Source organism: Vibrio sp. V01_P9A10T6 (assembly GCF_963877065.1).
GTDB classification, from domain to species: domain Bacteria; phylum Pseudomonadota; class Gammaproteobacteria; order Enterobacterales; family Vibrionaceae; genus Vibrio; species Vibrio anguillarum.
The window spans coordinates 1-23,612 of the sequence record NZ_CAWNTB010000164.1 but is presented as its reverse complement, the minus strand read 5'-3'; the positions used below and the strand labels follow the sequence as shown (position 1 = coordinate 23,612).

Sequence of the window (23,612 nt, the reverse complement as noted above, 5' to 3'; positions counted from 1 at the left end):
CACCAAGGCTGATGTGCACGGCTGGACGAGTCATAGTGCGCCAAATTTTGACTAACAATGATTTCATGATTCGCTCTCTTAAATTTTCGATCAAAAGGATTACGGGTGAACCGTGGAATTAACCGTGCGCACCAGGAGGACCAAAGAGGAACACTTGCAGCATCCAAACAATGAATCCATAACCGCCGACAAAGGCGATACTTAAGATCGGAAAGAGAACCACTGTGATTAAGAGGAAAGACTTCCACTCAAGCGAACGTTTCTCATTACTCTCTATTTTATTAACATCACTCATACATTTGCCTGTTTTGTATTTCAGTCATTTTGAGCAGCTCGACGACAGAGCTCAGCTTATTACCATTTCTGATACGAAATGTTAGACCATACTCTTTGTAGGGTTCAATCGATTCCTACCTTATATAGCAAGGAATCCACTACTTTTTTGAGCTCGCACGGAGTTGTGTTTGATTAAGAATTTATGTATAGAAATGTGAGTAGTTGTATCAATTTAATTTCTTTTCACAAACGTTAAACAAGAAACAAAAAAGAAACAAAATGAATTGCAAGATAGGATTGAGGTGCGAATTTCTTCCCGCAAAACGCTCAAATGACAACCGAAATGTAACGCCATTGTTAATAAGATGAGGGATGGTTAGATGTCGATCACCGCTCAGGAATCGGTATTATATTCGCCCCACTTCAGTGCATGATGCACTGCCCACTGCTGGGTTTTTGTGCACTTCTTGATAGAATTGATCTTACACACTGGCTTTAAAACAGCTTATCCACAGAAAATGTGGATAAGCTGTTTTAAAGGTATAAATAGTGAATAAACACTAGCAGAAGCAGTCAACACCACCTAAGGTGATGGTTTAGAGATGACAACAAAAAGCGGCCCTTAAAGCCGCTTCTAAGATCATCTCTTCAATAAGGAGTTATTCGTGAGATCCATCTCGAAGGTAAATTAACCAGTACCAAATGCCAACAAAAAACCCCCCACCGATGATATTGCCAATCGTCACGGGTAATAGGTTATTGATCAAAAAACCCATTAAGTTAAGGTCTGCGTAGTCGGCAATATTGGCACCCGTCATCTGCCAAAACTCAGCGGGTGCAAAATATTTGATACCAATTGCCATCGGAACTTGGAACATATTAGCGATGCAGTGCTCAAAACCCGCGGCGACAAACATGGCGACAGGTAAAATCATCACCATAATTTTGTCAGTCAAGGTACGACCACTGAAAGTCATCCAGACCGCCACGCACACCAACACGTTACACATAATGCCAAGCGCTACTGCCTGCATAAACTCGTGGTGCAATTTATGCTGAGAAATGGCCATCGCATTGAGGCCAACTTGGCCACCATCAAACATATATTGTTTGGAAACTAGCATACAAGCGACAAGCATCAGCGCACCAGCAAGGTTGCCAAAATAGACGATGACCCAGTTTTTAATCAACATGCTCCAAGAAATTTTGCCACTCGCACGTGCAACCAAAGTCAGCACTGAACTAGTGAATAACTCACCACCGGTGACCACCACCAGAATAAGACCTAAGCTAAACGCAAAGCCGCCGATAAAACGGCTCAGACCCCAAGCCATATCGCCAGTTCCTGTCGTCACTGTAGTGTAAAAAACGAAAGCAATACCGATATGAATGCCAGCAGAAATGGCAAGAAGGAAAGACTTCATCGGATCTTTCGTCGCTTTTCCAACGCCAGTTTCTGCGGCGCGCTCTGCCATTTGCGGTGGCAATAGGGAATCAAATTGGTTTAAGTTCATGGCAAGTAACATTTTGAAACAAGTTATATAAGGCGCGGATAATCGCTCCATTCCTATGACAATTCAAGAGCTATTTTCTATGTTTACAAAAAATGTGTTTAGCGTGATGAAAATCATAAAAATTTATTGATAGCCCATATCCAGCGTCTATAGATAGCCACTCTCTTGCAAACCAATGATGAATATAACTGTGTGAAATATCCCCAATTTGGTTGCAGATAACATTTCTTACAACAACTGATTGCAGCCAACAGCGCCGCCATCTATGGTGACAAAAAATCATTCACTACATAGGTGTCGAGATGAAATTTACTCAACAAAATATCGCCGAGCTCAATCTACTCCTCCAATTTGATTTAAGCAGCGCTGCGACTGGCATTAAAGTCCGTAATGATGCGTCTGACGACATGCAATCCGCCGTTCAACGTCTTTACGAAAAAGGTTTGTGTACATTACCTGATGGTGGCTATTTGACGGATGAAGGCATCGAAGTGGCCGAGCATGCAGAGCGCGTGCTGCGCGTTTTGAACTCTTAATCTAGCCTGCAAAGGCAGCCATGACTCTGCTGGCTGCCTTGTCCCCTTAAAAACCGCCCTTCTTTATTTGGCCATTCGCTCAATCCAACGTTGATAGGGCTGAATTCGATCATATCCCCAGTTAAACAGTGTGGTGTAGATAAAGAAAAAGGTCAGAAACCCAGCTTCCAAAATCAATGCATCCCACATCGATACGTCTAAAACCCAAGCGATCACCGGAATAGAAATAAAGACGAGCCCACCTTCAAAACCGGTCGTGTGTAACAAGCGTAAGCTAACCGTACGCGCTAATCGGTTGGTACCAAACACTCGGTCGAACAAAACGTTGTATAGATAGTTCCACGCTACGGCAAATAGGCTCAAACCAATACCTATCATGGCTAAATCCCCCGTTCCCTGCCCTGTCACCAATGCGGAGATTGGAATAATTAACGCTAATGCGGTCACTTCAAACGTTATTGCATGGAAAAGGCGCTCTTTCATCGACAGCTCTCTCATTGACATCATTTTTCTCCTCTTTATTCTTCGTCTGAGGTGTTGAATGGACTCATTTTCATCTATATTGAAGATACTAAAAAGTTAGATAGTATCGGTAAATGAGATATGTTGAGTATTGATCAGTTGCAAGCCTTCACCGCAACCGTTGAGAGTGGCTCTTTCGCCGGCGCGGCAAGACAGTTGGGCAAAGGTCAATCGGCCGTTAGCCAACACATCATCAATTTAGAAATTGATTGCGGCGTAGAACTGTTTGATCGCTCCGGCCGTTATCCACGATTAACCGCGCAAGGCGAGCGACTTCTACCGTATGCGCAAGCGACGTTGCAGCAACATCAACGCTTAGCGCAACAAGCACAACTGCTTGCTTCATCACCCAATCAACAGCTTTCGCTCGCGATGGATGAAGGGATCCCGTTACAAGGGTTAACCCATTTATTCAAACAGTTAGCCACACAGTTTCCACACATTGAAATTGAATGTTTAAGTGCATCAAGTACCGATGTGATTGAGATGGTGGAACAAGGGCGCGCTAGCTGTGGGATCATCTTCAGTGAATTGGCCTTACCGAATAACCTTGATTTTGAAAATGTCGGTTCAATCCGTTTTGATGTTTATGTGGCCGCAGAGCATGAATTGGCTCAGCATCAAGCGCCCCATATCGATATGCTAAGATTGCATCGCCAACTCGTTATCCGCTCACGCAGCCATAAAACCAGCAGTTTCCATCAAGCCTTTAGCCCCGAGATATGGTACGCCGATAACTACTATCTATTATTAGAGATGGCGTTAAGCGGTTTAGGATGGTGTTTGCTGCCAAGCTATTTAGCCGAAAGTGAACAAGCGATGGGGAAATTAGTGCGTGTCCCTGTTGAGTTTGAACAGCTGGCTTGGTATACCAACATTGATGTCATTCAGCACCAGCGCATGAGCGCCGATCCTATCCATAAAATGGTCAGGCAGTTGTTGCGCCAGCTTAGCCCACTCACCGATGCCTGATCGGCATACAATCAATACAGGATGTACATTTTATGAGCACCATTACCCTCATTGGCGCAGGTTGGCTAGGCCTTCCTCTAGCGCAAGCTCTTACCGAAAACCACCAAGTCTACGCCAGCCGCACCCAAACGGCAGGAATGCTTGAGTTAACGCAACATGGCATCACAGGCTTTGTGTGCGATCTTTCTCTGCGCGACCAAAGCTTATCGCAGCATTTTATTGCTCAAAAAAGTGAGATTGTGATAGGCAGCTTTCCACCCGGTTTTCGCAAGGGAAGAGGGCAAGAGTATGCGCAGCAGTGGCAGCATTTAGTCACGCAAGCAAAGCTGGCTAATGTGCGTAAAATAGTCATGGTCAGCTCAACCAGCGTCTATCCTGACATTACACAACCAATGAGTGAACAGGATGCCTCCTTGTCACTGGCGCAAAATGACTCAAACTTCAGTGAAGGAGCACGAATCATGTTGCAAGCCGAGCAACACGTTATCGATTCAGGGCTGGATTATGTCATTGTACGCTGTAGTGGCTTGATCGGACCAAAACGTCATCCCTCACGATTTGCAGCGCGTTTGGCGCAAGTCAGCAAGCTTGCACCAGCTAATATGTTGCATCAAAAAGACGCCATTGGTGCACTGATTTTTGCCAGCGAAAAACTCTCCAAACAGGTCGTTAACGCCACCACACCACAAACCGTGAGTAAAGCTGAGTTTTATCAAGCCGCGTTGGCGGCCGCCGAGCTAGACTCACCATTGCCGCCAATTGTCGATATTGCAGACAAACGTATCTTAAGCGACAAGCTGAGCCAATTGGGCTATCAATTTCATTATTCACACACGTTAGAGGCACTGGCACTGAATGAGTAAACATCTCTACCAACACATTGAAACCTTGTGGCAGTACATGCAGATGAAGCATGAGCTCGTCGCGGCCGATATCATTATGGTGTTTTGCAGCAATGATTTGCGCGTGGCTGAGTATGCTGCTCATTTGTACCAACAAAATCTGGCTCCCTACCTTCTTTTCTCTGGCGGACAAGGGCGTTTTACTGAGGGTAAATTTGCTAAAAGCGAAGCAGAAACCTTTGCTGACATAGCCAAAGATTGTGGCGTACCAACCCACGCGATTTTACTGGAAAAAGAGGCGACTCACTCTGGAGAAAATGTACGATTTAGTCACCATCTATTGGTAGAAAAATCGATCACTGCGCAACGATTTATTGTGGTTCAGAAACCCTTCATGGAACGTCGTGCCTACGCCACATTTGTTCAGCAGTGGCCCGCCCCATTTGAGTCATTGATGGTGACCTCTAGCGGAGAGACATTTTTCGATTATCTTGATGAGGATTTCACCGTTGATGTTGTACTGAGTGCGCTATTAGACGATTTTGTGCGAGTCCGCGACTACCCAGCACAAGGATTTCAGATTGAGCAACCGATCCCAGACGATGTGACACTTGCTTACCAAGTTCTGAGTCAATTTGAGTGGTAACACAAGTTGTGGAGCATACAAAATAGATAGGGAGGCTTAAACCTCCCTATCGAATAATTTGTTCAAGGCGCAGAAGTAATGAATTTACTTACCCAAGGCTTCTTTATAGTGCTGACGACATACCGACACGTATTTATCGTTACCACCAATAGAGACTTGATCACCTTCGGCAATCGCCACACCATGTTCATCGGTGCGAATGACCATGTTCGCTTTACGGCCACAATGACAAATTGTTTTCAATTCCACCAGCTTATCGGCCCAAGAAAGTAGATATTTACTCCCTTCAAATAGCTCACCTAAGAAATCGGTACGCAAGCCATAGCACAGTACCGGAATGCCGATTTTATCGACCACTTCAGTCAATTGATAGACTTGCTCTTTGGTTAAGAATTGGCACTCATCAACCAAAATGCAGTGACGCTTTTGTTGCTCGTGCAGTGCGTTGATCTCATCATACAAATTCGTTTCAGCGGTAAAAAGCTGGGCGTCTGATTCCAATCCTATTCTTGAACTTACTTTACCAACACCATAACGGTCGTCGATGGCGGCGGTATAGATCACGGGCGTCATACCACGCTCTTGGTAGTTGAAAGAAGATTGTAGAAGAGTGGTTGATTTACCTGCATTCATCGCAGAGTAATAGAAATACATTTGAGCCAAAAGAGAGATTCCTGTCACTAAGTCAATTGGCGAGAGAACAAGGTTCACTCAAATAAAAAAGGATAACCCTACGCGGGGGCAAAAAAGAGGGTGACTTTCGCCACCCTGTTACCGTTGCGTTTATTGCGCTTTTTCTTTTGCGACCGTCACCGCAATCGCCAACTCTTCGAGCGACGCTGGGTTAGCCAGACTCGGTGCATCCGTTAGCAAACAAGCGGCTGCGGTTGTTTTAGGGAAGGCAATCACATCGCGAATATTTTCCGTACCACACAACAGCATCACCAAACGGTCAAGACCGAATGCAAGACCTGCGTGTGGTGGTGTACCAAATTTCAGCGCATCCAATAGGAAGCCAAATTTCAGTTGTTGCTCTTGCGCATCGATACCTAAAATATCAAACACCACAGATTGCATTTCAGCATTGTGAATACGCACCGAGCCACCGCCCACTTCATAGCCGTTTAATACCATGTCGTAAGCATTTGAATTTGCAACCGCTGGGTTGGCTTGCAGCTCTTGCGCGGTTAAGTTAAGTGGCGCGGTAAATGGGTGATGCATAGCATGCAAGTTACCTTCGTCATCTTCCTCAAACATTGGGAAATCAACAACCCATAGTGGAGCCCATGAATTTTCATTGGTGATCGCCAGATCTTTACCCAATTTCAAACGCAGCGCACCCAAGGCTTCAGTCACCACTTTTATTTTATCGGCACCAAACAAAATGATGTCGCCAGACTCAGCGTGAGTGCGTTGTAAAATACCTTCCACAATGTCAGCCGAAAGGAATTTCGCGACCGGAGATTGAACACCCTCTAAGCCAGCAGCGCGATCATTGACTTTCATCCACGCCAAACCTTTCGCGCCATAAATACCAACAAACTCAGCGTAGCTATCAATTTGCTTACGAGTTAATGCCGCACCACCCGGAACACGAATAACCGCAACGCGTCCTTTAGCATCATTAGCTGGACCAGAGAAAACATTGAAATCCACATCTTTTACAAGGTCTGCAACATCAACCAATTCCAGTGGGTTACGCAGATCCGGCTTGTCGCTACCATAGCGACGCATCGCTTCGCTGTATGGCATCACAGGGAAATCGCCTAGATCAACGTTTAGTAGTTCTAGCCACATGTTGCGAACCATTTTTTCGGTCACTTCACGCACTTGATCTGCCGTCATAAATGACGTTTCAATATCGATTTGAGTAAATTCTGGTTGACGGTCAGCACGTAAATCCTCATCACGGAAACATTTTACGATTTGATAGTAACGGTCAAAACCTGACATCATCAGCAACTGTTTAAACAGTTGTGGCGATTGAGGAAGTGCATAGAAACTGCCTTTGTGCACACGACTTGGCACTAAGTAATCACGCGCCCCTTCCGGCGTTGCTTTCGTCAAAACTGGCGTTTCAATATCGAGGAAACCGTGTTCGTCAAGGAAGCGGCGTACAAAGCTAGACGCTTTAGCACGCAGCTTAATACGATCACTCATTTCTGGACGGCGTAGATCTAAGTAACGATATTTTAGACGTTGCTCTTCTGAGTTCTTTTGGTTGAAATCCAGTGGTAAAACATCACTGCGGTTGATAATAGAAATCCCACTCGCGAGAATTTCTACTTCGCCAGTCGCCATCTCTTTATTGATTTGACTTTCTGGACGCGCGCGTACTTCACCAGTGAGCTTAATGCAGAATTCATTACGCAGTTGGTTAGCTACTGCAAATACATCCGCCATATCTGGATCAACCACCACCTGAACGATGCCTTCACGATCTCGCATATCAATAAAGATAAGACCGCCTAAATCACGACGGCGATTAACCCAGCCGCACAACTCCACAGTTTGTCCTGCGAGGGACTTGTTCAGGTGACCACAATAATGGCTACGCATAATGAATTTCCCAATCTCTAATTAGTTATCAATTCTAAGCCGCTCAGCGTCATTATCTGAGCAGCGCAAAGTTCCATTTATACGCTGAAAGATGTGCAAAATCGACCTTCCAGAATACAATTTGTTGTGTTTTATCAAGGGTTGCTGCTTTTTAAATCAATAATCAACCAAAATAGCAACACCGCTGAGAAATTGCGGCTGATTATAGCGTTAAAATACCAAAATCATCAAAACTCTCGTAGAGTATTTATTTTTAGTAATGGATGAAAGGTCAGTATGATGAATTTACCACTGCGACTCGGCCTTACCATGTGGTCACACGCGGGCTGGCAAAGTACGTTTTACGGCGCAGGAACGCCTGCTGCGCAGCGTCTTGAAAAGTATGCGAGGGTTTTTCATACCGTAGAAGGCAACACTACTTTCTATGCGTCACCTTCCATGAACACAGTGCAGAACTGGCGCGCCGCCACTCATGATGATTTTCGGTTTACGTTCAAACTGCCCAAAGCTATTACCCACGAACATAAGCTCACTGGCTGCCAAGATCAGTTAAAAGATTTTATGATGCTCATGGAGCCTCTGCACTCTCGTGTTGGATTATGGACCATCCAACTGCCAGCTACTTTTGGCCCACAGCACTTAGAGCAGTTGAAAAAATTCTGCGCCTATTTTCCCGCAGGTTTTCCACTGAGTGTTGAAGTGCGGCACCTTGAGTTTTTTGCTAAGGGAGAAGCTGAAAAAGCGCTTAATCAATGGTTAGTTGAATCGTCGATTGATCGAATCATTATGGATAGTCGTCCTATCTTTTCGGCCAAACCGACGACCGACGTCATCATTGATGCTCAGAAAAAGAAACCTAAAGTCCCTGTTCACGCCATTGCCACGGCACAAACGCCGATGATCCGTTTTATCGGCCACCCAGAATTAGAGGCCAATTACCCCTTTTTTGAAGCGTGGATGACCAAACTGCCACATTGGATCGAACAAGGAAAACAACCTTATCTTATGGTCCACACGCCAGACAATATTGAAGCCCCATTATTAGCCGTCGAACTATACCAACAGCTGCAACAACGACTCACATTACCTACATTGACAACATTTCCAGCCCAAGATGACCAGCACCAAATCACCCTATTTTGATGATCGCGTGCGAGGTTAATGACACGCGCACACTTTTCTCTTAGAATGTGCGCCTTTTTTAAGGTAGCGCGACGGTCAGCATTGCTTTTTACGCATCGCCATGAGGTACATTATGAGCCATCATAAAGACATCATTTTTTCTGCTCCAATCGATAAAATTGGTGATTTCACCTTTGATGAACGAGTTGCTGAAGTCTTCCCTGATATGATTCAGCGCTCTGTGCCGGGGTACAGCAATATTATCTCTGCAATCGGCATGTTAGCTGAGCGCTTTGTTAAGCCACACTCTACTATTTATGATCTGGGTTGCTCTTTAGGGGCGGCTACGCTTTCGATGCGTCGTCATATTCACCAAGAAGGTTGTAAAATTGTAGCGGTTGATAATTCGCCTGCTATGGTTGAGCGTTGTAAATTGCACATTAACGCCTATCGGTCGGATACGCCTGTCGAGGTGATTGAAGCCGACATCCGTGAGATTGAAATTCATGATGCCTCAGTGGTGGTGCTCAATTTTACGCTGCAATTTCTATCGCCAGAAGATAGGCTCGCACTGCTTGAAAAAATCTACGTGGGTCTTCGCCCCGGTGGCATACTGATTTTATCTGAAAAGTACATTTTTGAAGATGAAACGGCGCATGATCTGCTCATTGACCTTCACCATGATTTCAAGCGAGCCAATGGTTACAGCGAATTAGAGATCAGTCAAAAACGCAGTGCGATTGAAAATGTGATGCGCCCAGACTCCATCACAACACATAAAGCTCGCTTTAAAAAAATTGGCTTTTCAAGTTATGAAGTGTGGTTCCAGTGTTTCAACTTTGGTTCAATGTTCGCCATTAAATAATAGAATGCCGTTTTGGCTTTTTTCCCCTAGAAGGCCCAAAACCTGACCAGCCATTTATCTAGGATCTTTTTACCTCATCTAGGAATACGCTTTGCATGTTTAACTTTGCCAATTTTTATCAACTGATCGCTCAAGATACCCGTCTTCAACCTTGGCTAAACGTTTTGCCACAACAGTTGACGGACTGGCAAAATGCAGAGCATGGCGACTTTGACCGCTGGGTTCGTGCGTTAAATAAAATCCCCTCGGGTACACCTGAGCTGATCGAGCTCAAGCAGTCAGTCACTATCTCAAATAGCACACCGCTGACGTTAGGCGAACAGAAGAAACTAGAAAGTTTGCTTAAAACCTTTCATCCTTGGCGCAAAGGTCCCTATCACTTACACGGTATCCATATCGACACTGAGTGGCGATCCGATTGGAAATGGGACCGCGTATTGCCCCACATTTCACCGCTGAAAGACCGTTCCGTGCTGGATGTTGGCTGTGGTAATGGTTATCACATGTGGCGTATGCTTGGCGAAGGTGCTCGCCTGTGTGTGGGTATCGACCCTTCGCACCTGTTTTTAGTGCAGTTTGAAGCGGTGCGTAAACTATTGGGTGATGACCAACGTGCTCATCTTCTGCCACTAGGCATTGAACAATTACCTGAATTGAACGCCTTTGACACTGTATTTAGCATGGGTGTCCTATATCATCGCCGCTCTCCGCTAGATCATCTGATCCAATTGAAAAATCAGTTGGTCACAGGGGGCGAATTGATTCTTGAGACGCTGGTTATTGAAGGCGACGAAAATGCGGTGTTGGTCCCTGTCGACCGCTACGCACAAATGCGTAACGTCTACTTTTTCCCTTCCGCAAAAGCGCTCAAAGTGTGGCTTGAAAAATGTGGTTTTGGTGACGTGCGTATCGTTGATGAGAGTGTCACCTCCGTTGGTGAACAACGTACCACACAATGGATGACGCACAACTCATTACCCGACTATCTTGACCCAAACGACCCAAGTAAAACCGTAGAAGGGTATCCCGCACCACGACGCGCTATTTTGGTAGCAAAAAAACTATAATTGACACAGTTTTAACGCTTGGCTATGCGTATAATACTACCCTTGTCAAAGGATGCCGTACGCATCCTTTTTTATCAGCTAAATTTTGTTAGCTAAACTTCGGTTTATCCGTATTCATTACAAACACATAAGGTCGCAAATGTTTAAGTCTGTAGCCCCCGTCATTGCCATTGCCTTACTGTCAGGTTGCACTCTAACCAATGGTGAACAATACCACCAAGCTACCCTCGCAGCGATTCAAGCTTCCGAATCGAACCTCAGCAACACAATGACCAACCTTGAGCTTCAGCTAAGTAACCAGAATGATTACATTGAAAGCCTTGAAAACCAAATATCAAAACTCGATCGAAAACTAACAAAACTTAAGCAGATCACGACCAATACCCAACAAAAACGTGTAGAAGCAACCAGTAATGATGATGTGATAATTCCAGTCGCTACACCCTCTATTCAAAAATCACGCTATGACGTCATTTTAGGTGAAGTCGAAAAAGTCACGATTGATTCGATCAAACAAACCTTTGATGCTCGAGTTGATACAGGGGCCGCCACCTCTTCACTCAATGCGATTGATATTGAAGAGTTTGAACGTAATGGGAAAAACTGGGTGCGCTTTCATCTTTCCGATGGTGAGAAAGCAACAGATGAAACGAACTGGATAGAATCCCCTATTATTCGCTACGTTAAAATTCGCCAATCGACCAACGATGAGATGGAACGCAGAGCCGTTGTTGAGCTGTGGGTAAAATTAGGCAGTATTCACGAAAAAGCACAGTTCACCTTGGCTGATCGCTCTCAAATGAGCCATCCTATTCTTCTAGGCCGCGAGTTTATTCGTGATATCGCGTTAGTCGATGTCAGTCGCAAGTATATCCAAACCGAAACTAAATAGTAGCAAGGACATTTATGACGTCACGAGTTCCATTTTATCTATCCGTTTTATTGCTGATAGTGGCAGGAATCACACTGAGTGTAGTTCGCCACCAAACTTACGGGGTGCCATGGACACCCGGGGAAACTCGCCAAATTTGGGATATTGAAGCACGTGTTGAATTCAATGCGTTAGGCAAAGAAGCCAAAGTCTCTTTAGCTGCGCCTCATACTCAAGATGGATATACTTTGATCAATGAATCGTCATCATCACCAGGTTATGGCGTAGCTTACGTGACTACTGACACGGGCAAACGTGTTGAGTGGTCAATCCGCAAAGCAACTGGCCCACAAACGATTTACTACAAAAGCCAATTTTTAGTCGATCCTCAAGCGAAAGCGGACCCTATCCCCCCGATGGGTGATGTGGTTAAGCCAACCTTTGATGGCCCAGAAGAAGCAGCGGCTATCGCATTAATTGAACGAGCGAATCAACGCTCGGCTGATAACATCACTTTTACCCGCGAACTGATTAAAAATCTCAATGACGCCGATAGCCAAAACGCCTCTTTGCTGCTTAATAAAATGAGCAAAGTGGACGCCACACAAAAACTGCTGTCATACTCTCAAATTCCCAATAAAGTCGTTGGTGTTATTCAGCTCGAAGATGGTCGCCGCCGTCAAACGATTCAACACATGAACGAAATATGGAATGGCGATCAGTGGGTACTTTTTAACCCTGAAACAGGTACGCAGCCCAACCACCCTAACCTACTGGTTTGGGATGAATCCAACGTTTCACTGCTGGATGTCACGGGTGGGCAAAACAGCCAAGTTCACTTCACTATGCTGTCTCAAGATGTTTCACCTCAAACGGCAACCAATAATAAAATTGAGGCCGACAAACTCTTAAACTTCTCTATTCACAGTTTGCCGCTTGAAGAGCAAGCGATGTTCAAGACCATCATGTTGATTCCTATCGGCGCATTAATTGTGGTGTTCTTGCGGGTGATTATTGGGCTAAAGACCTCAGGTACTTTCATGCCGGTACTGATCGCCGTGGCGTTTGTTCAAACTCAATTACTGACAGGTATCGTGGGCTTTCTGCTTATCGTCGGAACAGGTTTGATCATTCGTAGCTATTTATCGAAATTGAACCTGCTACTGGTAGCACGGATATCGGCGGTCATCATTGCGGTAATACTCATCATCTCTGTCTTTACCGTCGTTGCCTTTAAGATCGGCCTCACCGAAGGGTTATCCATTACCTTCTTCCCGATGATCATTCTCTCTTGGACCATCGAACGTATGTCGATTCTGTGGGAAGAAGAAGGAGCAAAAGAGGTGATTTTACAAGGTGGCGGCTCGCTCTTTACTTCCATCTTAATCTACTTAGCAATGACTAACTCTTATGTCCAACACCTAACCTTTAATTTTATTGGCTTACAGTTGATCGTATTGGCTGCCATTCTGCTATTAGGGACCTATACTGGATACCGTTTAACTGAACTTCGCCGTTTTAAACCGTTAGCCGAGGAGTAAAGATGTTTTCATTATCCGAATACACTTCTCCATTTAAGCTACGTCGTAAAGGCATTATGGGCATGAACAAGCGCAACCATAGCTACATTGGTCGCTATAACGATCGCTCAAAATACCCATTGGTTGATGATAAGTTACAAACTAAATTGATTGCGCAGCGTGCGGGTTGTACTGTGCCAAAACTGATTGGTGTGATCAGTAATCAAGCGGATGTGAAGTCGATCCATGCCATGGTTAAAGAGTGGCCGGGCTTTGTGATAAAACCTGCACGCGGAAGCGGTGGTAAAGGAATTTTAGTGATTATGTCGCACAAGGATGGTGTGTACACTAAACCTTCTGGTGCGACCATCAACCAGCAAGATGTTGAGCGCCACATCAGTAATGCCTTGGCCGGACTATTTTCACTAGGCGGTAAAAATGATGTGGCGGTGGTTGAAAACCTAATTAAGTTTGACGATTGTTTCGAAGGCTTTAGCTATGAGGGTGTGCCTGATGTACGCATTATTGTCTTCAAAGGTTACCCCGTCATGGCGATGATGCGCCTTTCGACTTCGGCTTCTGATGGTAAAGCCAACTTACACCAAGGCGCTGTTGGCGTAGGTCTTGATATTGCGACAGGAAAAGCAGTACGAGCAGTGCAGTTTAATTTACCCATCACTGAGCACCCAGATACCGGCAAAGAGCTCTCAACGCTGCAAGTACCACATTGGAAAAAGCTACTCACCTTAGCCTCTAGCGCTTGGGAAATGACCGGCCTTGGTTATATGGGAACCGACATGGTGTTGGATAAAGAAGAAGGACCAATGGTACTTGAGCTTAACGCTCGCCCTGGGCTTGCTATCCAGATAGCCAATGGCGCAGGGCTGCTGCCACGTTTGCAGCATATCGAAAGTTTAGGATCGCAACTTATCTACCCTAGCCCCGAAGAACGCGTGGCTTATGCCGCAAAGCAATTCGGTTCAGGTGAGGTAAGCGAGTAACTCTCACCCAATTTAATCACTAAAAAGCCCAATCTCTATCAGGAGTATTGGGCTTTTTTATTAGCGATGGAGGCGATGCTTATAGCATTTCGGCCATCTGCTGTGCTTCTGATTTTGGTTTTTCAGTTTGACCAAAACCCCGTAGACCGACCACATGAACGTGTTCGTGATCTTTAAACACTTTGCGCACTAATTTATAAGTCGTGCCTTTCTCAGGGCTAATGTTCTCTGGCGCAGCAATTAAAAGTTGCATATCCAGACGCTCGCACAGTTCAAACAAGGTTGAAATGGATTTGGCATCCAAACGCGCCGCTTCATCTAAAAACAGTAAACGACATGGAACGATGTCCTTACTGCGTAGACGACGAGATTCCTCTTCCCAACTTTGAATTACCATCAATAAAATAGACTGCCCAGTACCAATCGCTTCACCAGTCGATAACGCGCCCGATTCCGCTTGCAACCAGCCATCGGATCCGCGATTTACTTCAACACTCAACTCTAAGTAGTTACGGTAATCCAATAGCTCTTCACCCAATACTTGCGGTGAACGTTGCCCCATATCGATATGCGGGTTAACACGCTGGAACAATTTCGCCATCGCTTCGGAGAAGGTATAACGAGTACTCTCAAACAGATCTTTATGCTGACTCTGTTTTTCAGATAATCCCGCGAGTAGGATTTCATGGCTCTCGCGTACTTTCACGTTAAGGCGAACGCCTTTCACCTGACCAAAGTTAATGTTAGACAAACCTTGGTTGAGCATCCGAATACGATTTTGCTCACGTTGAATGGTTTTTTTGATGATGCTGGCCACCGATTCAGAACTGATCGCTAAACGGTTTTCACGTTGAGTCAACTCTTCAGTTAGACGCGCAAGCTCCACTTCCATCTCTTCAATCGCTTCAACAGGATCATCAGTGCGAATGATGTCTTGGCGAATACGCTCACGCAAATGTTGATACACGGCGATGTAGAACAAGACTTTGCGTTCTGGATGTGCGTTATCTTCCGACAAACGCAGTGCATCGCGTAGGTCGTCATTGTTTGCCACCGCTAAACGCAGCGCGCCCAACGATTTATCCGACATGGAACGCAGTTCATCGGCCGATAGATACGCCAGCTCACGTTTATGCAAGCGGCGCTCAACATCGTGATCACGCGCCAAACGTAATACAGAGCACCACCCTGCTTTTGCATTCACCACAAATGTGCGTAGATCTTGATAATCTTTCTGCACCTTTTTCAACCTTTTAACTAATGCTTTCATTTCAAGATCAGTTGCGGTTAGTGTACGTTCATACTCGCTCTTACGGGTACGTGAGGCATGCAGACGCTGTTGCAATTCATCACGACGACGTTCAGCACGCTCTTGCGCACCTTCATCGGCATGCACACCAAACTCTTGTAGCTCCTGCTTGAACTCTTGAACCGTTTCCAACTTAGCTTGATGCGAGCTTTTTAAGGCTGCTAGTACTTGGTTATATTGGTTCATTTGGCTTTGAGCCTGTTTGAGCTCATCACGAGTACGGGTACGGGCGCTTTCTGCCTCAACCAATTTGTTTTTGAGCTGCTCACTTAGCTCGCTACTTTTACTGAGCAGAGCAACCGAATCGGAATAGATAAAATAGTGGCGGCGTTCAATTACGTCTGAGAGTGCAAAGATCTGCACTTTCAATGTCTGAAGAGCCTGATCCGCTTGCTGATATTGTGCAGTGAGTGCATCAAATTGCTGCGGGTCAACCTCAAGCGCTGAAGCAAGCTGCTCTAACTCCGCGATGGCTTTACCGTGCGAGCTTAAAAACGCTTTCGCTTCCGCCAGTTGATTAATGTTCAGCTCAGCTTCATCGAAACGTGCTTGCAATGCCTCATCTTCAATGAGCAACATGTTAGGAGCCAGCTTATCGAGCATCGTTAACGCGTGTTTGCTCAGCTGTAACTGGTTGCGCTGCTGCTGCTCTTTTGCGTCCAATTCAGCCAATACACGGACCAGTTGATTGCGTTGCTCACGTGCCGCTTGCAACGCTTGTTCTGGATCGGCTTCAAAAGCAACTTGGATGTGTGAAGCAACAAATTGGTTAAAGCTGTGGTATAGACGTTGCAGTTTTTGTGAATCAAACGCCGCTTTTGCGTGCTCTTCCACCACTTCTTCGCGCTCGTTACGCAGTAACTCTAAACGTTGTTCGCGCGCAGCTCGGCCAAAGAGTGGGATCTCAGGTAAACGAGAATAACGCATTTGGCGGTTATTGAGCTGAACACATACCGCTCCTTCCAATTCGTCAGCATTGAACGAGCTGTCATCAAAGGCATCGACATCCCCTTCAATGATGTACAGATCTTCTGGGCAGTCATCAAGCTCTACTAGCTTCTCTTTGATGCCAGATAAATCTGAAACCACAATCGCATGGCGAGCTGGGCCGTACATGGCACTGAAATAAGGTGCATCGTCAATCGTGATGTCATCGTAAATTTCAGACAGTAAAACGCCACCTAAGCTATCCGCTAATCCTTTCAAGCGAGGATCATTTGAACCACCTGGGGACGCCAAACGTTCGATTTCGTTTTCAAGCTGCGCGCGACGTTCTGCCAGCTTATCTTTAGCGATTGATTGTGCTTTTTCTTGCTCAAGCACTTGCTGCATCTGCGTCATCACAGCTTGGCTATTTTCTAATGTTGCACCACTTTGTTCGCGTAAGGTATGCAATGCATCGTTAGCAGCAATCCAAGTCGGAGCGATCGATTCCAGTCGTTGAATTTCAGCCTGTTTATCTTGCTCGGTACGGCGCTGCTCACTGCGCTGTTCACGTAGCGCTTCTTGTTCATATTCCAGCGATTCAATCAGAGCGGCGTGGCGCTCGCGTTCTTGCTCTAGTGTTAGCTCATCGTGCAAGTCAATATGGTGTTGCTTTTGGTATTCAGCCACGGACTGACGCGCCACTTGCTGCTGATTTAAGCGACGTTCCAGATCTCGCTGCTGCGCATACCACTGTGCTTCATTTTGGCTAATTTGCTGGGCGTTACGCGCTTGCTGCATGATGGCTTTTGCATGCTGAGCGGCATCGTGACGAGGCACCTCACCCACTACACTACGCACCAGTTGCAGTGCCTGCTCAAACTGTTCGACTGCGGCCGAAGACATGTCCAATTTATGCTTTAACGCTAATAAGGTGGTAGTGTTAGCGTCTTGCTGATGCTTGAGATCAGAAACCTGCGCTTGGGCACGCTCTGGTGTTAACTGATCATCATTTAGCAACTGTTTGGCTTTATCGAGCGCCTGTACGGCTTGTTGATATTGCAAGGCTCGCGTTTGTTGAACATCTAATGCTTGTTGGTAATCGGCCAGTTGACTCTTTAAGCTATCGACCTCATCTTCAGAGATAATCGCTTGCTCTTCAGCCATCATGACGCGCTCTTGCGCCTCTTCCACCACCATCATCTGCTCTTCAAGGCGAATAGTGAGCTCTTGCAAATCCTCTTGATAGCGTTCAATTTTCTCTTGCTGACGCAGTGCGTTTTGCACCAGTTGCAAGTGATCAGAAGCGGCTTGGTGATCTTGCTCTAAGGTAGATTCTTGCTCTAACAGCAGTTCAAGCTCTTCTTGAACTTGATTGAGTAATCGATTTTGCTCAATCAATGTATGGCGAGAGCCGAACAACTCGTTACGCAACGCGAGCGTTTGCTCTAGCTTATTGTGGCGATCGTTGGCGTGGCGCATGTAATCCGCGGCCACGTAATTTGTCGATTCGGTAATCAGGTGCTTGAAGAGATCGCGATCCGCTTGCGTGGTTTTGATCGCTTCTAACGTCATGCGGTTTTCACGTAACGCCGATTCCATATCTTGAAATGCTTTCTTCACTCCGCCATTTTGTGGTAATAGATAATCACGCAACGAGCGAGTAATGGCACTAGAAATACCGCCGTATAAAGAAGCCTCAATCAAGCGATAGAATTTTGAACGGTCACTACTGTTACGCAGTTTTTTCGGCACCACGCCAAATTCAAACATCTGCGCGTGATAATCGACAATGGAGCTAAACGCTTTAAAATGCGCCCCTTCAATTTTCGCGACAATCTCTTTCACTTCATTGAGTTGACGCACGCGCGCGTGGTTGTCTGAGACGTTTTCAATCAGCACATCGGTTGGTTTGACATGGCTTGGCAAGCCTTGAATCACAAACGGTTTGATATCAACTTTTTTATCGCGCCCCGCCACCTGTTGTAGCTTAACGCCAAACAGTAAACGCTGTTTGCGTGAATTCACTACATCCAACGCGGCGTAACATGCGCCCGCTTGCAGTTTACCGTATAAGCCTTTATCGCGAGACGCTTGTGAGCTGCCCGCTTCGGTGGTGTTTCTAAAATGGAGCAAACTTTGATCTGGGATCAAGGTGGTGATAAATGCCGCCATGGTGGTCGATTTGCCCGCACCGTTACCGCCTGACAAGGTGGTAACTAATCCATCAATATCAAAAGTACGAGCAAAAAAGCCGTTCCAATTGATCATGGTTAGCGATTGATATTTACCTCTCTCAATCATGCTTCACCTTCCCATTCTGTTTGCTCGTTAACATTTTGTTCTTCAATCTCGTCTTCGTTATCCAGCAAGCTGCCTTGATTCGGCTCTTGGGCGTGGACAACCGCTTCACCATCGCGGATCAAACGCAGTTGTGCTTCACGCATGTCGTCACCAATACGCACATCGGCACCAAAACGAAATACGGCTTCGCTAATGCGGAATTTATTGGTATCACCTAAATGGATGATCATCCCCAAACGACGTAAACGACGCAATGAGGTACGCACTTTTTCAAACAGCTTTTCTTTGTCTAAGTCTGAACCGCTGGCTCGGTTGGTGACGAGCTTCATCAGTTTTTTTTCATCGGCCAGAGACAGTAGCTCTTCGTACAATTCTTGATTAGTAAAGATGCCTTCGTGCGCAAGGCGTTCAGGACTCAAATAAAGAAAACAGAGCACTTTGCCGACCAACATATCCAACTCAGACAGCACGCTACGATTGATTAAAGCAGTAGAGCGAGGACGCAGGTAAAAAAAGCCTTCCGGCGCTTTGACTAATTCGGTGTTATAGCGTTGGTAAAACAGCGCTAAATCGGGCTCAAAATCCAATAAGAAGGTGTGATTATCCAAATCATCACTAGAAACATGACGCCCAGCTCGAAGCTGGCTATCTAGCGCAGGAAATAAAGGATTTGAAATCGCTTTAGCCAGATTTTCTGGCATGTATTCATTAATATCTGTCGATGACATTTGCTTGTACCTTTGCACCAAAATCGTTGATCGCTTGCCAGTCAGGTTGGATAGCTTGGTAATCTTGCTCTGAGTAGCCAAGCCTCACCGCTTGATCAACAATAATTCGAGCTAAATCAAAATGATGTGTATGGGGATGAGTGGCGAGGTAGTCTCTCAGTACTCGTCCTAAATCAATTGGCATCCCTTGATCTTTATGACCTTTGAGCATGCTGCCGATACGCAAGGAGAGCTCATCATTGACTTGCTGGAACTCTTCGTACTCCACTTCTGGAGGCACTTGCCCCATCACCTCATCATCTCTTAAGACGAGAGCTTCATCACGCAGGTCGGTTAAACGCTCAGCATCGGCATAAGTGAGATACCAAGGCGCGTCAAAATAGTCGCTGAGTGATTGACGTAAACGCTGGCTAAACGCTCGGTTTTGGTCCATATCAATGGCGGTACGAATGAATTTATGGACATGGCGGTCGTAGCCAATCCAGAGATCGATCGCCTGTTGTCCCCAACTGGTGATGCGATCAAGTTTCATCTGTAATCCAAACAGGATTTCTTCAATAAATTCGAGTTCGGCTTCGCCATAAACCAATTCTTGAATATCCAAAATTTGCGTTTGCAGCTCATCCCCCGCCGCTTGTAAAGTGTCTTGTAGTTCACGCAGCGTTGAAGAGGTTTCAGACAATAACGATTCACAGTTGTTGATCGCTTCACGCCAATCTTTATTCAGCAACTCTGCGATTTGCAGTTTGACTGATTGCTGCTGCTCATCCATCACACGTTGGTTTAAATCGATACGATCAAAAATTTCCCCTACCGAGTATTTTAATACGCCGTAGACGTTCTTTTTCCAATGCCCTGGAGTACCACCTTTATTCGCGGCTTCAATCGCCTTGGCCATTTCATCGGCGACCATAGAAAGCTGAATTGAGAGCTTCAGCTTGGAAAACTCTCTATGACGGACGTAATAGTCCGTAATACCAATAGCCAACGGTGATAAACGGTAAATGCTAACGCCATCAGTCATCTCGCTGGTGAAGCGGCTCATTAAGCGCTGTTTTACCAACTCATTGATCGCATTATTGGCACGAAACGCCGAGGCTTCACCAGTTTCTTCAAATAAGCGAGTTACGATGGCAAACGCATCGTGTAACTCACCTTCACCTAATTCTTCATCAAACCTTTCGTTACTCAATACTGCGATGGCAATAAGGAACGCCAGTCGTTCTGTCGTCAGGTTCAATGAGAAATCATGCTGCTTTACCCAACCAACCAATTCATCAATAGGTTGCTGTGCAGCGTTCTGAGTCATCTCACTCATTGTTATTCCTGCTCTATTTTCTTTTTCGCCCATACATGAATGTATCGACCTAGCGAGAGGTACGGCTCTTGTCTACATAATTGTTGTTCGAGTGCCAGTACATCTTCATATTGGTAGTCACCCATATTTTTCACATTCCCAATATAGTCACTGAATGATCGGATGCCCGATTTTCCACAAATCTCAAATCCTGATTCTTCGATCCATTGATACACTTCTTCAGGTTTTAGCCCTTGCTGAGGCTGGAGCTTAAACCGCTTGCGATGCGGCATGCCCTCCAATACATGGGGAATGTTGCCACAGACAACATTTTTGTACACCAAGCCATGATGGTTATAGAACATGATTGATGCCATACCACCTGGCCTAACTTGAGCTAACAAATTCTGCAATGCGGGTTTTGGCTCGGCTAACCATTCCATCACTGCGTGAAACAACAACACATCCACTGGCGCACTAAGGTGCGATTGGATGGATTGCACGGGGGAATGTACCAACCGATACTGCTCAAGCAGACCATTTTTGCGGATCTCTTGTTCGGCTAGCTGGAGCATTTCCGAGGATAAATCACACAGCGTGATTTGGTGTCCAAGCTTGGCTATTTTTTGTGACATTTGTGCCAAACCGCCGCCAGCATCAAGCACTTGCAAAGGTTTTGGGTGGTTGCTCAACAAAGCGAGCAGTTGCTCAAGATCTTGCCAAACAATGACTTGACGAATTTCACCTTTGTCAGAGCCGTATATGTTTTTTGCAAATTTGTGGGCAATATCGTCGAAATTCCGGTCTTCAGTCACAGTGGCTTGAGTTATGATAGCGAATCGTGCTGCTATTCTGTCATAGGAATGGCAGGAATAAAGGGGCTTTGTTCCTTTTTATTATCAAGTGGTGTTTTTTCGGACTATTTTGTATATGTTTGAGCTGAAAAAAGTTGTTTCCTCATTATTAATGCCTCTTCCGGCGATGCTAATCCTCGGTTTTGTTGGATTAATGCTCATAATGTTCACCGTCAGACGTAAGACTGGCTGTATGTTTGTCCTCTTCTCTTTAGTGGGGATATTTCTTATCTCTTTCCAACCCTTTGCAACCCGGATGTTAATGCCTTTGGAAAGACAATACTCGGCTTTTCTCCCCGTAGATGGCACCATCGATTATGTGATGGTTTTAGGTAGCGGCCACGTAGTGGATGACCAAATCCCGCCGACCTCGGAACTCAGCCGCACTGCGTTGGTACGCCTAAACGAAGGCATACGTGTCATGCGTATGTACCCCGGCTCAAAGTTGATTTTATCAGGCTACTCTGGCGGGTCAGAATTTAGCCATGCGCGTATGCTAGCCGTGGTGGCCCTAGCGCTTGGAGTGAGTAAATCCGATATTATTTTGCTAGAAACAGCTAAAGATACTTGGGAAGAAGCACGACAAGCCGCCGCCTTTGTCCAACAGCGTAGGCTTGTTTTGGTAACATCAGCCAGTCATATGGAAAGAGCGTTAAAAGAGTTTAATTCTGCAGGTATTGACCCAATACCTGCGCCAACCAATTTCTTAGCGCAAACGAATATTGAGCAACCTTGGGAAAAATACGCTCCTCGAGCACGTTATTTAGAACAAACTGAGCGTTACTGGTATGAAACGTTAGGGCTGCTGTGGCAAGACTTACGTGATTGGGCGTCCGGGCATGGCGATACAGAGTTAGGCATCAATAGCAATTAGCTATTATATTCAACCCAAAACGGAGCCACTTATGTGCTCCGTTTTTCTTAGTAATCGCGGCTACAAAAAATCATAGGAATAAAATAGGAAAAAAGGCACGGCCCAACGCCAATTTTACACACGCGACCACTCAGCTAATCACCAGCGAACATATAACCTTCACCGTGCACAGTCACAAAGATTTGCGGATTCTTGGGATCAAACTCCATCTTCGCCCTCATGCGTCGAATCAGTACATCAATCGTTCGATCGTTAGGTGCATCCACACGATGGCTGATCATATTTAAAATACGTTCACGGCTAAGGACTTGATTCGGATATGACGACAAGGCAACTAATAGCTCATATTCCGCTTTGGTCAGTTTTACGGGCTCACCATTACGGCTCAGCGCTCGGCGCTGGATATCAAAGGTCCACTCGCTAAAGCGCACTAAATTCGCATTGTGAGATACACCGCTCTCTTCATTCAGTTTGTTTTTTGCGGTCGAGATCCGCCACAGCAAGTTTTTCACTCTCACCAGCAACTCGCGCAATTCAAAAGGTTTCGTTACGTAATCATCGGCCCCCATTTCAAGACCAACAATCTTATCAATGCTATCCGTGCGCCCTGTCACTAATATGATGCCAATATCAGATTGGCTGCGTAGCTCACGCGTTAACATTAAACCATCTTCACCGGGTAAATTAATGTCTAGCATAATCAGATCTATCGCGCTGTTTTTCAAAGCATCTCTCATCTGAGTACCGCTTTCCGCTTGCGTTACCATATAACCTTCGCTTTGAAAGTATCCAGCTAGCTTGCTGCGAGTGACTGCATCATCTTCAACTACTAATACGTGATAGCTCATTTACACCACTTTACTCTATAGAAATGTTCAAACCTCGGCTCGAGATTCTGTACAAAGCCATTCTATTCATAAATAGTCATAATTCTAGTCGTATCACTTTTAAAATTAAGAAAGATGAGAGTTTATTGATTCAAAACAACCTTCCAGACATCCATTAACTT

21 protein-coding genes are annotated in these 23,612 nt (G+C 45.5%); 11 read left to right on the top strand and 10 right to left on the bottom strand.

The window, feature by feature from the left end; all coding sequences use genetic code 11:
• Positions 1-118 precede the first annotated feature (118 nt).
• On the bottom strand, positions 119-295 hold the full coding sequence (gene torE / locus AACQ21_RS11590; RefSeq protein ID WP_010318622.1) for a trimethylamine N-oxide reductase system protein TorE: 177 nt from the start codon (positions 293-295) through the stop codon (positions 119-121).
• A gap of 640 nt (positions 296-935) precedes the next feature.
• Positions 936-1,790: a formate transporter FocA gene (gene focA / locus AACQ21_RS11585; protein ID WP_105977445.1), complete on the bottom strand. Its 855-nt coding sequence runs from the start codon at positions 1,788-1,790 to the stop codon at positions 936-938.
• Between the two features lie 302 nt (positions 1,791-2,092).
• Here focA and AACQ21_RS11580 point away from each other — a divergent pair, with 302 nt between their 5' ends.
• Positions 2,093-2,326 (top strand): TIGR02647 family protein, encoded by a 234-nt coding sequence (locus tag AACQ21_RS11580; RefSeq protein WP_010318620.1) that lies wholly within the window; start codon positions 2,093-2,095, stop codon positions 2,324-2,326.
• Positions 2,327-2,389: 63 nt separating this feature from the next.
• Here the strand turns inward: AACQ21_RS11580 and AACQ21_RS11575 are convergent, their stop codons facing one another.
• Positions 2,390-2,833, bottom strand: coding sequence for a PACE efflux transporter (locus tag AACQ21_RS11575; protein WP_013857051.1), 444 nt, complete (start codon positions 2,831-2,833; stop codon positions 2,390-2,392).
• Positions 2,834-2,929: 96 nt separating this feature from the next.
• On the opposite strand from AACQ21_RS11575, the gene AACQ21_RS11570 reads away from it, so the two are divergent.
• Genes AACQ21_RS11570 through AACQ21_RS11560 form a run of 3 tightly spaced genes read left to right on the top strand, consistent with a single transcriptional unit; the run spans position 2,930 to position 5,308 of the window.
• Positions 2,930-3,820: a LysR family transcriptional regulator gene (locus AACQ21_RS11570; RefSeq protein ID WP_105977444.1), complete on the top strand. Its 891-nt coding sequence runs from the start codon at positions 2,930-2,932 to the stop codon at positions 3,818-3,820.
• 32 nt (positions 3,821-3,852) lie between these two features.
• Entirely contained in the window at positions 3,853-4,683 is an 831-nt protein-coding gene (locus tag AACQ21_RS11565; protein WP_105977443.1) for an NAD(P)H-binding protein, read from the top strand.
• Positions 4,676-5,308 (top strand): YdcF family protein, encoded by a 633-nt coding sequence (locus AACQ21_RS11560; RefSeq protein WP_105977442.1) that lies wholly within the window; start codon positions 4,676-4,678, stop codon positions 5,306-5,308. The genes AACQ21_RS11565 and AACQ21_RS11560 overlap by 8 nt, the downstream gene beginning before the upstream one ends.
• An 84-nt stretch (positions 5,309-5,392) precedes the next feature.
• On the opposite strand, the gene AACQ21_RS11555 is transcribed toward AACQ21_RS11560, so the two are convergent.
• Together AACQ21_RS11555 and aspS are read right to left on the bottom strand one after the other, a co-directional pair.
• Positions 5,393-5,971, bottom strand: coding sequence for a thymidine kinase (locus AACQ21_RS11555; protein WP_026027614.1), 579 nt, complete (start codon positions 5,969-5,971; stop codon positions 5,393-5,395).
• Positions 5,972-6,091: 120 nt separating this feature from the next.
• The gene (aspS, locus tag AACQ21_RS11550; RefSeq protein WP_047690909.1) at positions 6,092-7,867 is read right to left on the bottom strand and encodes an aspartate--tRNA ligase; all 1,776 of its coding nucleotides are present in this window, start codon (positions 7,865-7,867) and stop codon (positions 6,092-6,094) included.
• Positions 7,868-8,143: 276 nt separating this feature from the next.
• Between aspS and AACQ21_RS11545 the strand changes: the two genes are divergently transcribed.
• The 6 genes from AACQ21_RS11545 (at position 8,144) to AACQ21_RS11520 (ending at position 14,313) form a co-directional block, all read left to right on the top strand.
• The gene (locus tag AACQ21_RS11545; protein WP_105977441.1) at positions 8,144-9,010 is read left to right on the top strand and encodes a DUF72 domain-containing protein; all 867 of its coding nucleotides are present in this window, start codon (positions 8,144-8,146) and stop codon (positions 9,008-9,010) included.
• Positions 9,011-9,110: 100 nt separating this feature from the next.
• Positions 9,111-9,854, top strand: coding sequence for a carboxy-S-adenosyl-L-methionine synthase CmoA (cmoA, locus tag AACQ21_RS11540; protein WP_017044667.1), 744 nt, complete (start codon positions 9,111-9,113; stop codon positions 9,852-9,854).
• 95 nt (positions 9,855-9,949) lie between these two features.
• On the top strand, positions 9,950-10,921 hold the full coding sequence (gene cmoB, locus AACQ21_RS11535) for a tRNA 5-methoxyuridine(34)/uridine 5-oxyacetic acid(34) synthase CmoB (RefSeq protein WP_105977440.1): 972 nt from the start codon (positions 9,950-9,952) through the stop codon (positions 10,919-10,921).
• 139 nt (positions 10,922-11,060) lie between these two features.
• Entirely contained in the window at positions 11,061-11,813 is a 753-nt protein-coding gene (locus AACQ21_RS11530; protein ID WP_105977439.1) for an ATP-dependent zinc protease family protein, read from the top strand.
• 14 nt (positions 11,814-11,827) lie between these two features.
• Positions 11,828-13,333: an inactive transglutaminase family protein gene (locus AACQ21_RS11525; protein ID WP_105977438.1), complete on the top strand. Its 1,506-nt coding sequence runs from the start codon at positions 11,828-11,830 to the stop codon at positions 13,331-13,333.
• A 2-nt stretch (positions 13,334-13,335) separates the two neighbouring features.
• A complete protein-coding gene (locus AACQ21_RS11520; RefSeq protein WP_105977437.1) occupies positions 13,336-14,313 on the top strand; it encodes an alpha-L-glutamate ligase-like protein in 978 nt (325 codons plus the stop codon).
• A gap of 79 nt (positions 14,314-14,392) precedes the next feature.
• Here the strand turns inward: AACQ21_RS11520 and mukB are convergent, their stop codons facing one another.
• The 4 genes from mukB to cmoM are packed head-to-tail and all read right to left on the bottom strand — an operon-like array spanning position 14,393 to position 21,690.
• Positions 14,393-18,850 carry a chromosome partition protein MukB gene (gene mukB / locus AACQ21_RS11515; RefSeq protein WP_105977436.1) on the bottom strand — a complete coding sequence of 1,486 codons (4,458 nt, stop codon included), beginning with the start codon at positions 18,848-18,850 and terminating at the stop codon, positions 14,393-14,395.
• Positions 18,847-19,578, bottom strand: a complete 732-nt coding sequence (mukE, locus tag AACQ21_RS11510) for a chromosome partition protein MukE (protein ID WP_017044662.1) — start codon at positions 19,576-19,578, stop codon at positions 18,847-18,849. The genes mukB and mukE overlap by 4 nt, the downstream gene beginning before the upstream one ends.
• Entirely contained in the window at positions 19,559-20,896 is a 1,338-nt protein-coding gene (mukF, locus tag AACQ21_RS11505; RefSeq protein WP_017044661.1) for a chromosome partition protein MukF, read from the bottom strand. Before mukF ends, mukE begins: the two co-directional genes overlap by 20 nt.
• A gap of 2 nt (positions 20,897-20,898) precedes the next feature.
• Complete coding sequence (gene cmoM, locus AACQ21_RS11500; RefSeq protein WP_010319458.1) at positions 20,899-21,690, bottom strand: tRNA uridine 5-oxyacetic acid(34) methyltransferase CmoM; 792 nt, start codon at positions 21,688-21,690, stop codon at positions 20,899-20,901.
• A gap of 88 nt (positions 21,691-21,778) precedes the next feature.
• On the opposite strand from cmoM, the gene elyC reads away from it, so the two are divergent.
• Positions 21,779-22,603 carry an envelope biogenesis factor ElyC gene (gene elyC, locus AACQ21_RS11495; protein WP_105977435.1) on the top strand — a complete coding sequence of 275 codons (825 nt, stop codon included), beginning with the start codon at positions 21,779-21,781 and terminating at the stop codon, positions 22,601-22,603.
• Between the two features lie 134 nt (positions 22,604-22,737).
• Here elyC and torR read toward each other — a convergent pair whose 3' ends face one another.
• Entirely contained in the window at positions 22,738-23,451 is a 714-nt protein-coding gene (gene torR, locus AACQ21_RS11490; RefSeq protein ID WP_013857070.1) for a two-component system response regulator TorR, read from the bottom strand.
• Positions 23,452-23,612 lie beyond the last annotated feature (161 nt).

Bases quoted from the DNA above. Each gene is read 5' to 3' on its own strand.
- torE (WP_010318622.1), bottom strand. From the start codon at position 295: ATGAGTGATGTTAATAAAATAGAGAGTAATGAGAAACGTTCGCTTGAG.
- focA (WP_105977445.1), bottom strand. From the start codon at position 1,790: ATGAACTTAAACCAATTTGATTCCCTATTGCCACCGCAAATGGCAGAG.
- AACQ21_RS11580 (WP_010318620.1), top strand. From the start codon at position 2,093: ATGAAATTTACTCAACAAAATATCGCCGAGCTCAATCTACTCCTCCAA.
- AACQ21_RS11575 (WP_013857051.1), bottom strand. From the start codon at position 2,833: ATGATGTCAATGAGAGAGCTGTCGATGAAAGAGCGCCTTTTCCATGCA.
- AACQ21_RS11570 (WP_105977444.1), top strand. From the start codon at position 2,930: ATGTTGAGTATTGATCAGTTGCAAGCCTTCACCGCAACCGTTGAGAGT.
- AACQ21_RS11565 (WP_105977443.1), top strand. From the start codon at position 3,853: ATGAGCACCATTACCCTCATTGGCGCAGGTTGGCTAGGCCTTCCTCTA.
- AACQ21_RS11560 (WP_105977442.1), top strand. From the start codon at position 4,676: ATGAGTAAACATCTCTACCAACACATTGAAACCTTGTGGCAGTACATG.
- aspS (WP_047690909.1), bottom strand. From the start codon at position 7,867: ATGCGTAGCCATTATTGTGGTCACCTGAACAAGTCCCTCGCAGGACAA.
- AACQ21_RS11545 (WP_105977441.1), top strand. From the start codon at position 8,144: ATGATGAATTTACCACTGCGACTCGGCCTTACCATGTGGTCACACGCG.
- cmoA (WP_017044667.1), top strand. From the start codon at position 9,111: ATGAGGTACATTATGAGCCATCATAAAGACATCATTTTTTCTGCTCCA.
- cmoB (WP_105977440.1), top strand. From the start codon at position 9,950: ATGTTTAACTTTGCCAATTTTTATCAACTGATCGCTCAAGATACCCGT.
- AACQ21_RS11530 (WP_105977439.1), top strand. From the start codon at position 11,061: ATGTTTAAGTCTGTAGCCCCCGTCATTGCCATTGCCTTACTGTCAGGT.
- AACQ21_RS11525 (WP_105977438.1), top strand. From the start codon at position 11,828: ATGACGTCACGAGTTCCATTTTATCTATCCGTTTTATTGCTGATAGTG.
- AACQ21_RS11520 (WP_105977437.1), top strand. From the start codon at position 13,336: ATGTTTTCATTATCCGAATACACTTCTCCATTTAAGCTACGTCGTAAA.
- mukB (WP_105977436.1), bottom strand. From the start codon at position 18,850: ATGATTGAGAGAGGTAAATATCAATCGCTAACCATGATCAATTGGAAC.
- mukE (WP_017044662.1), bottom strand. From the start codon at position 19,578: ATGTCATCGACAGATATTAATGAATACATGCCAGAAAATCTGGCTAAA.
- mukF (WP_017044661.1), bottom strand. From the start codon at position 20,896: ATGAGTGAGATGACTCAGAACGCTGCACAGCAACCTATTGATGAATTG.
- torR (WP_013857070.1), bottom strand. From the start codon at position 23,451: ATGAGCTATCACGTATTAGTAGTTGAAGATGATGCAGTCACTCGCAGC.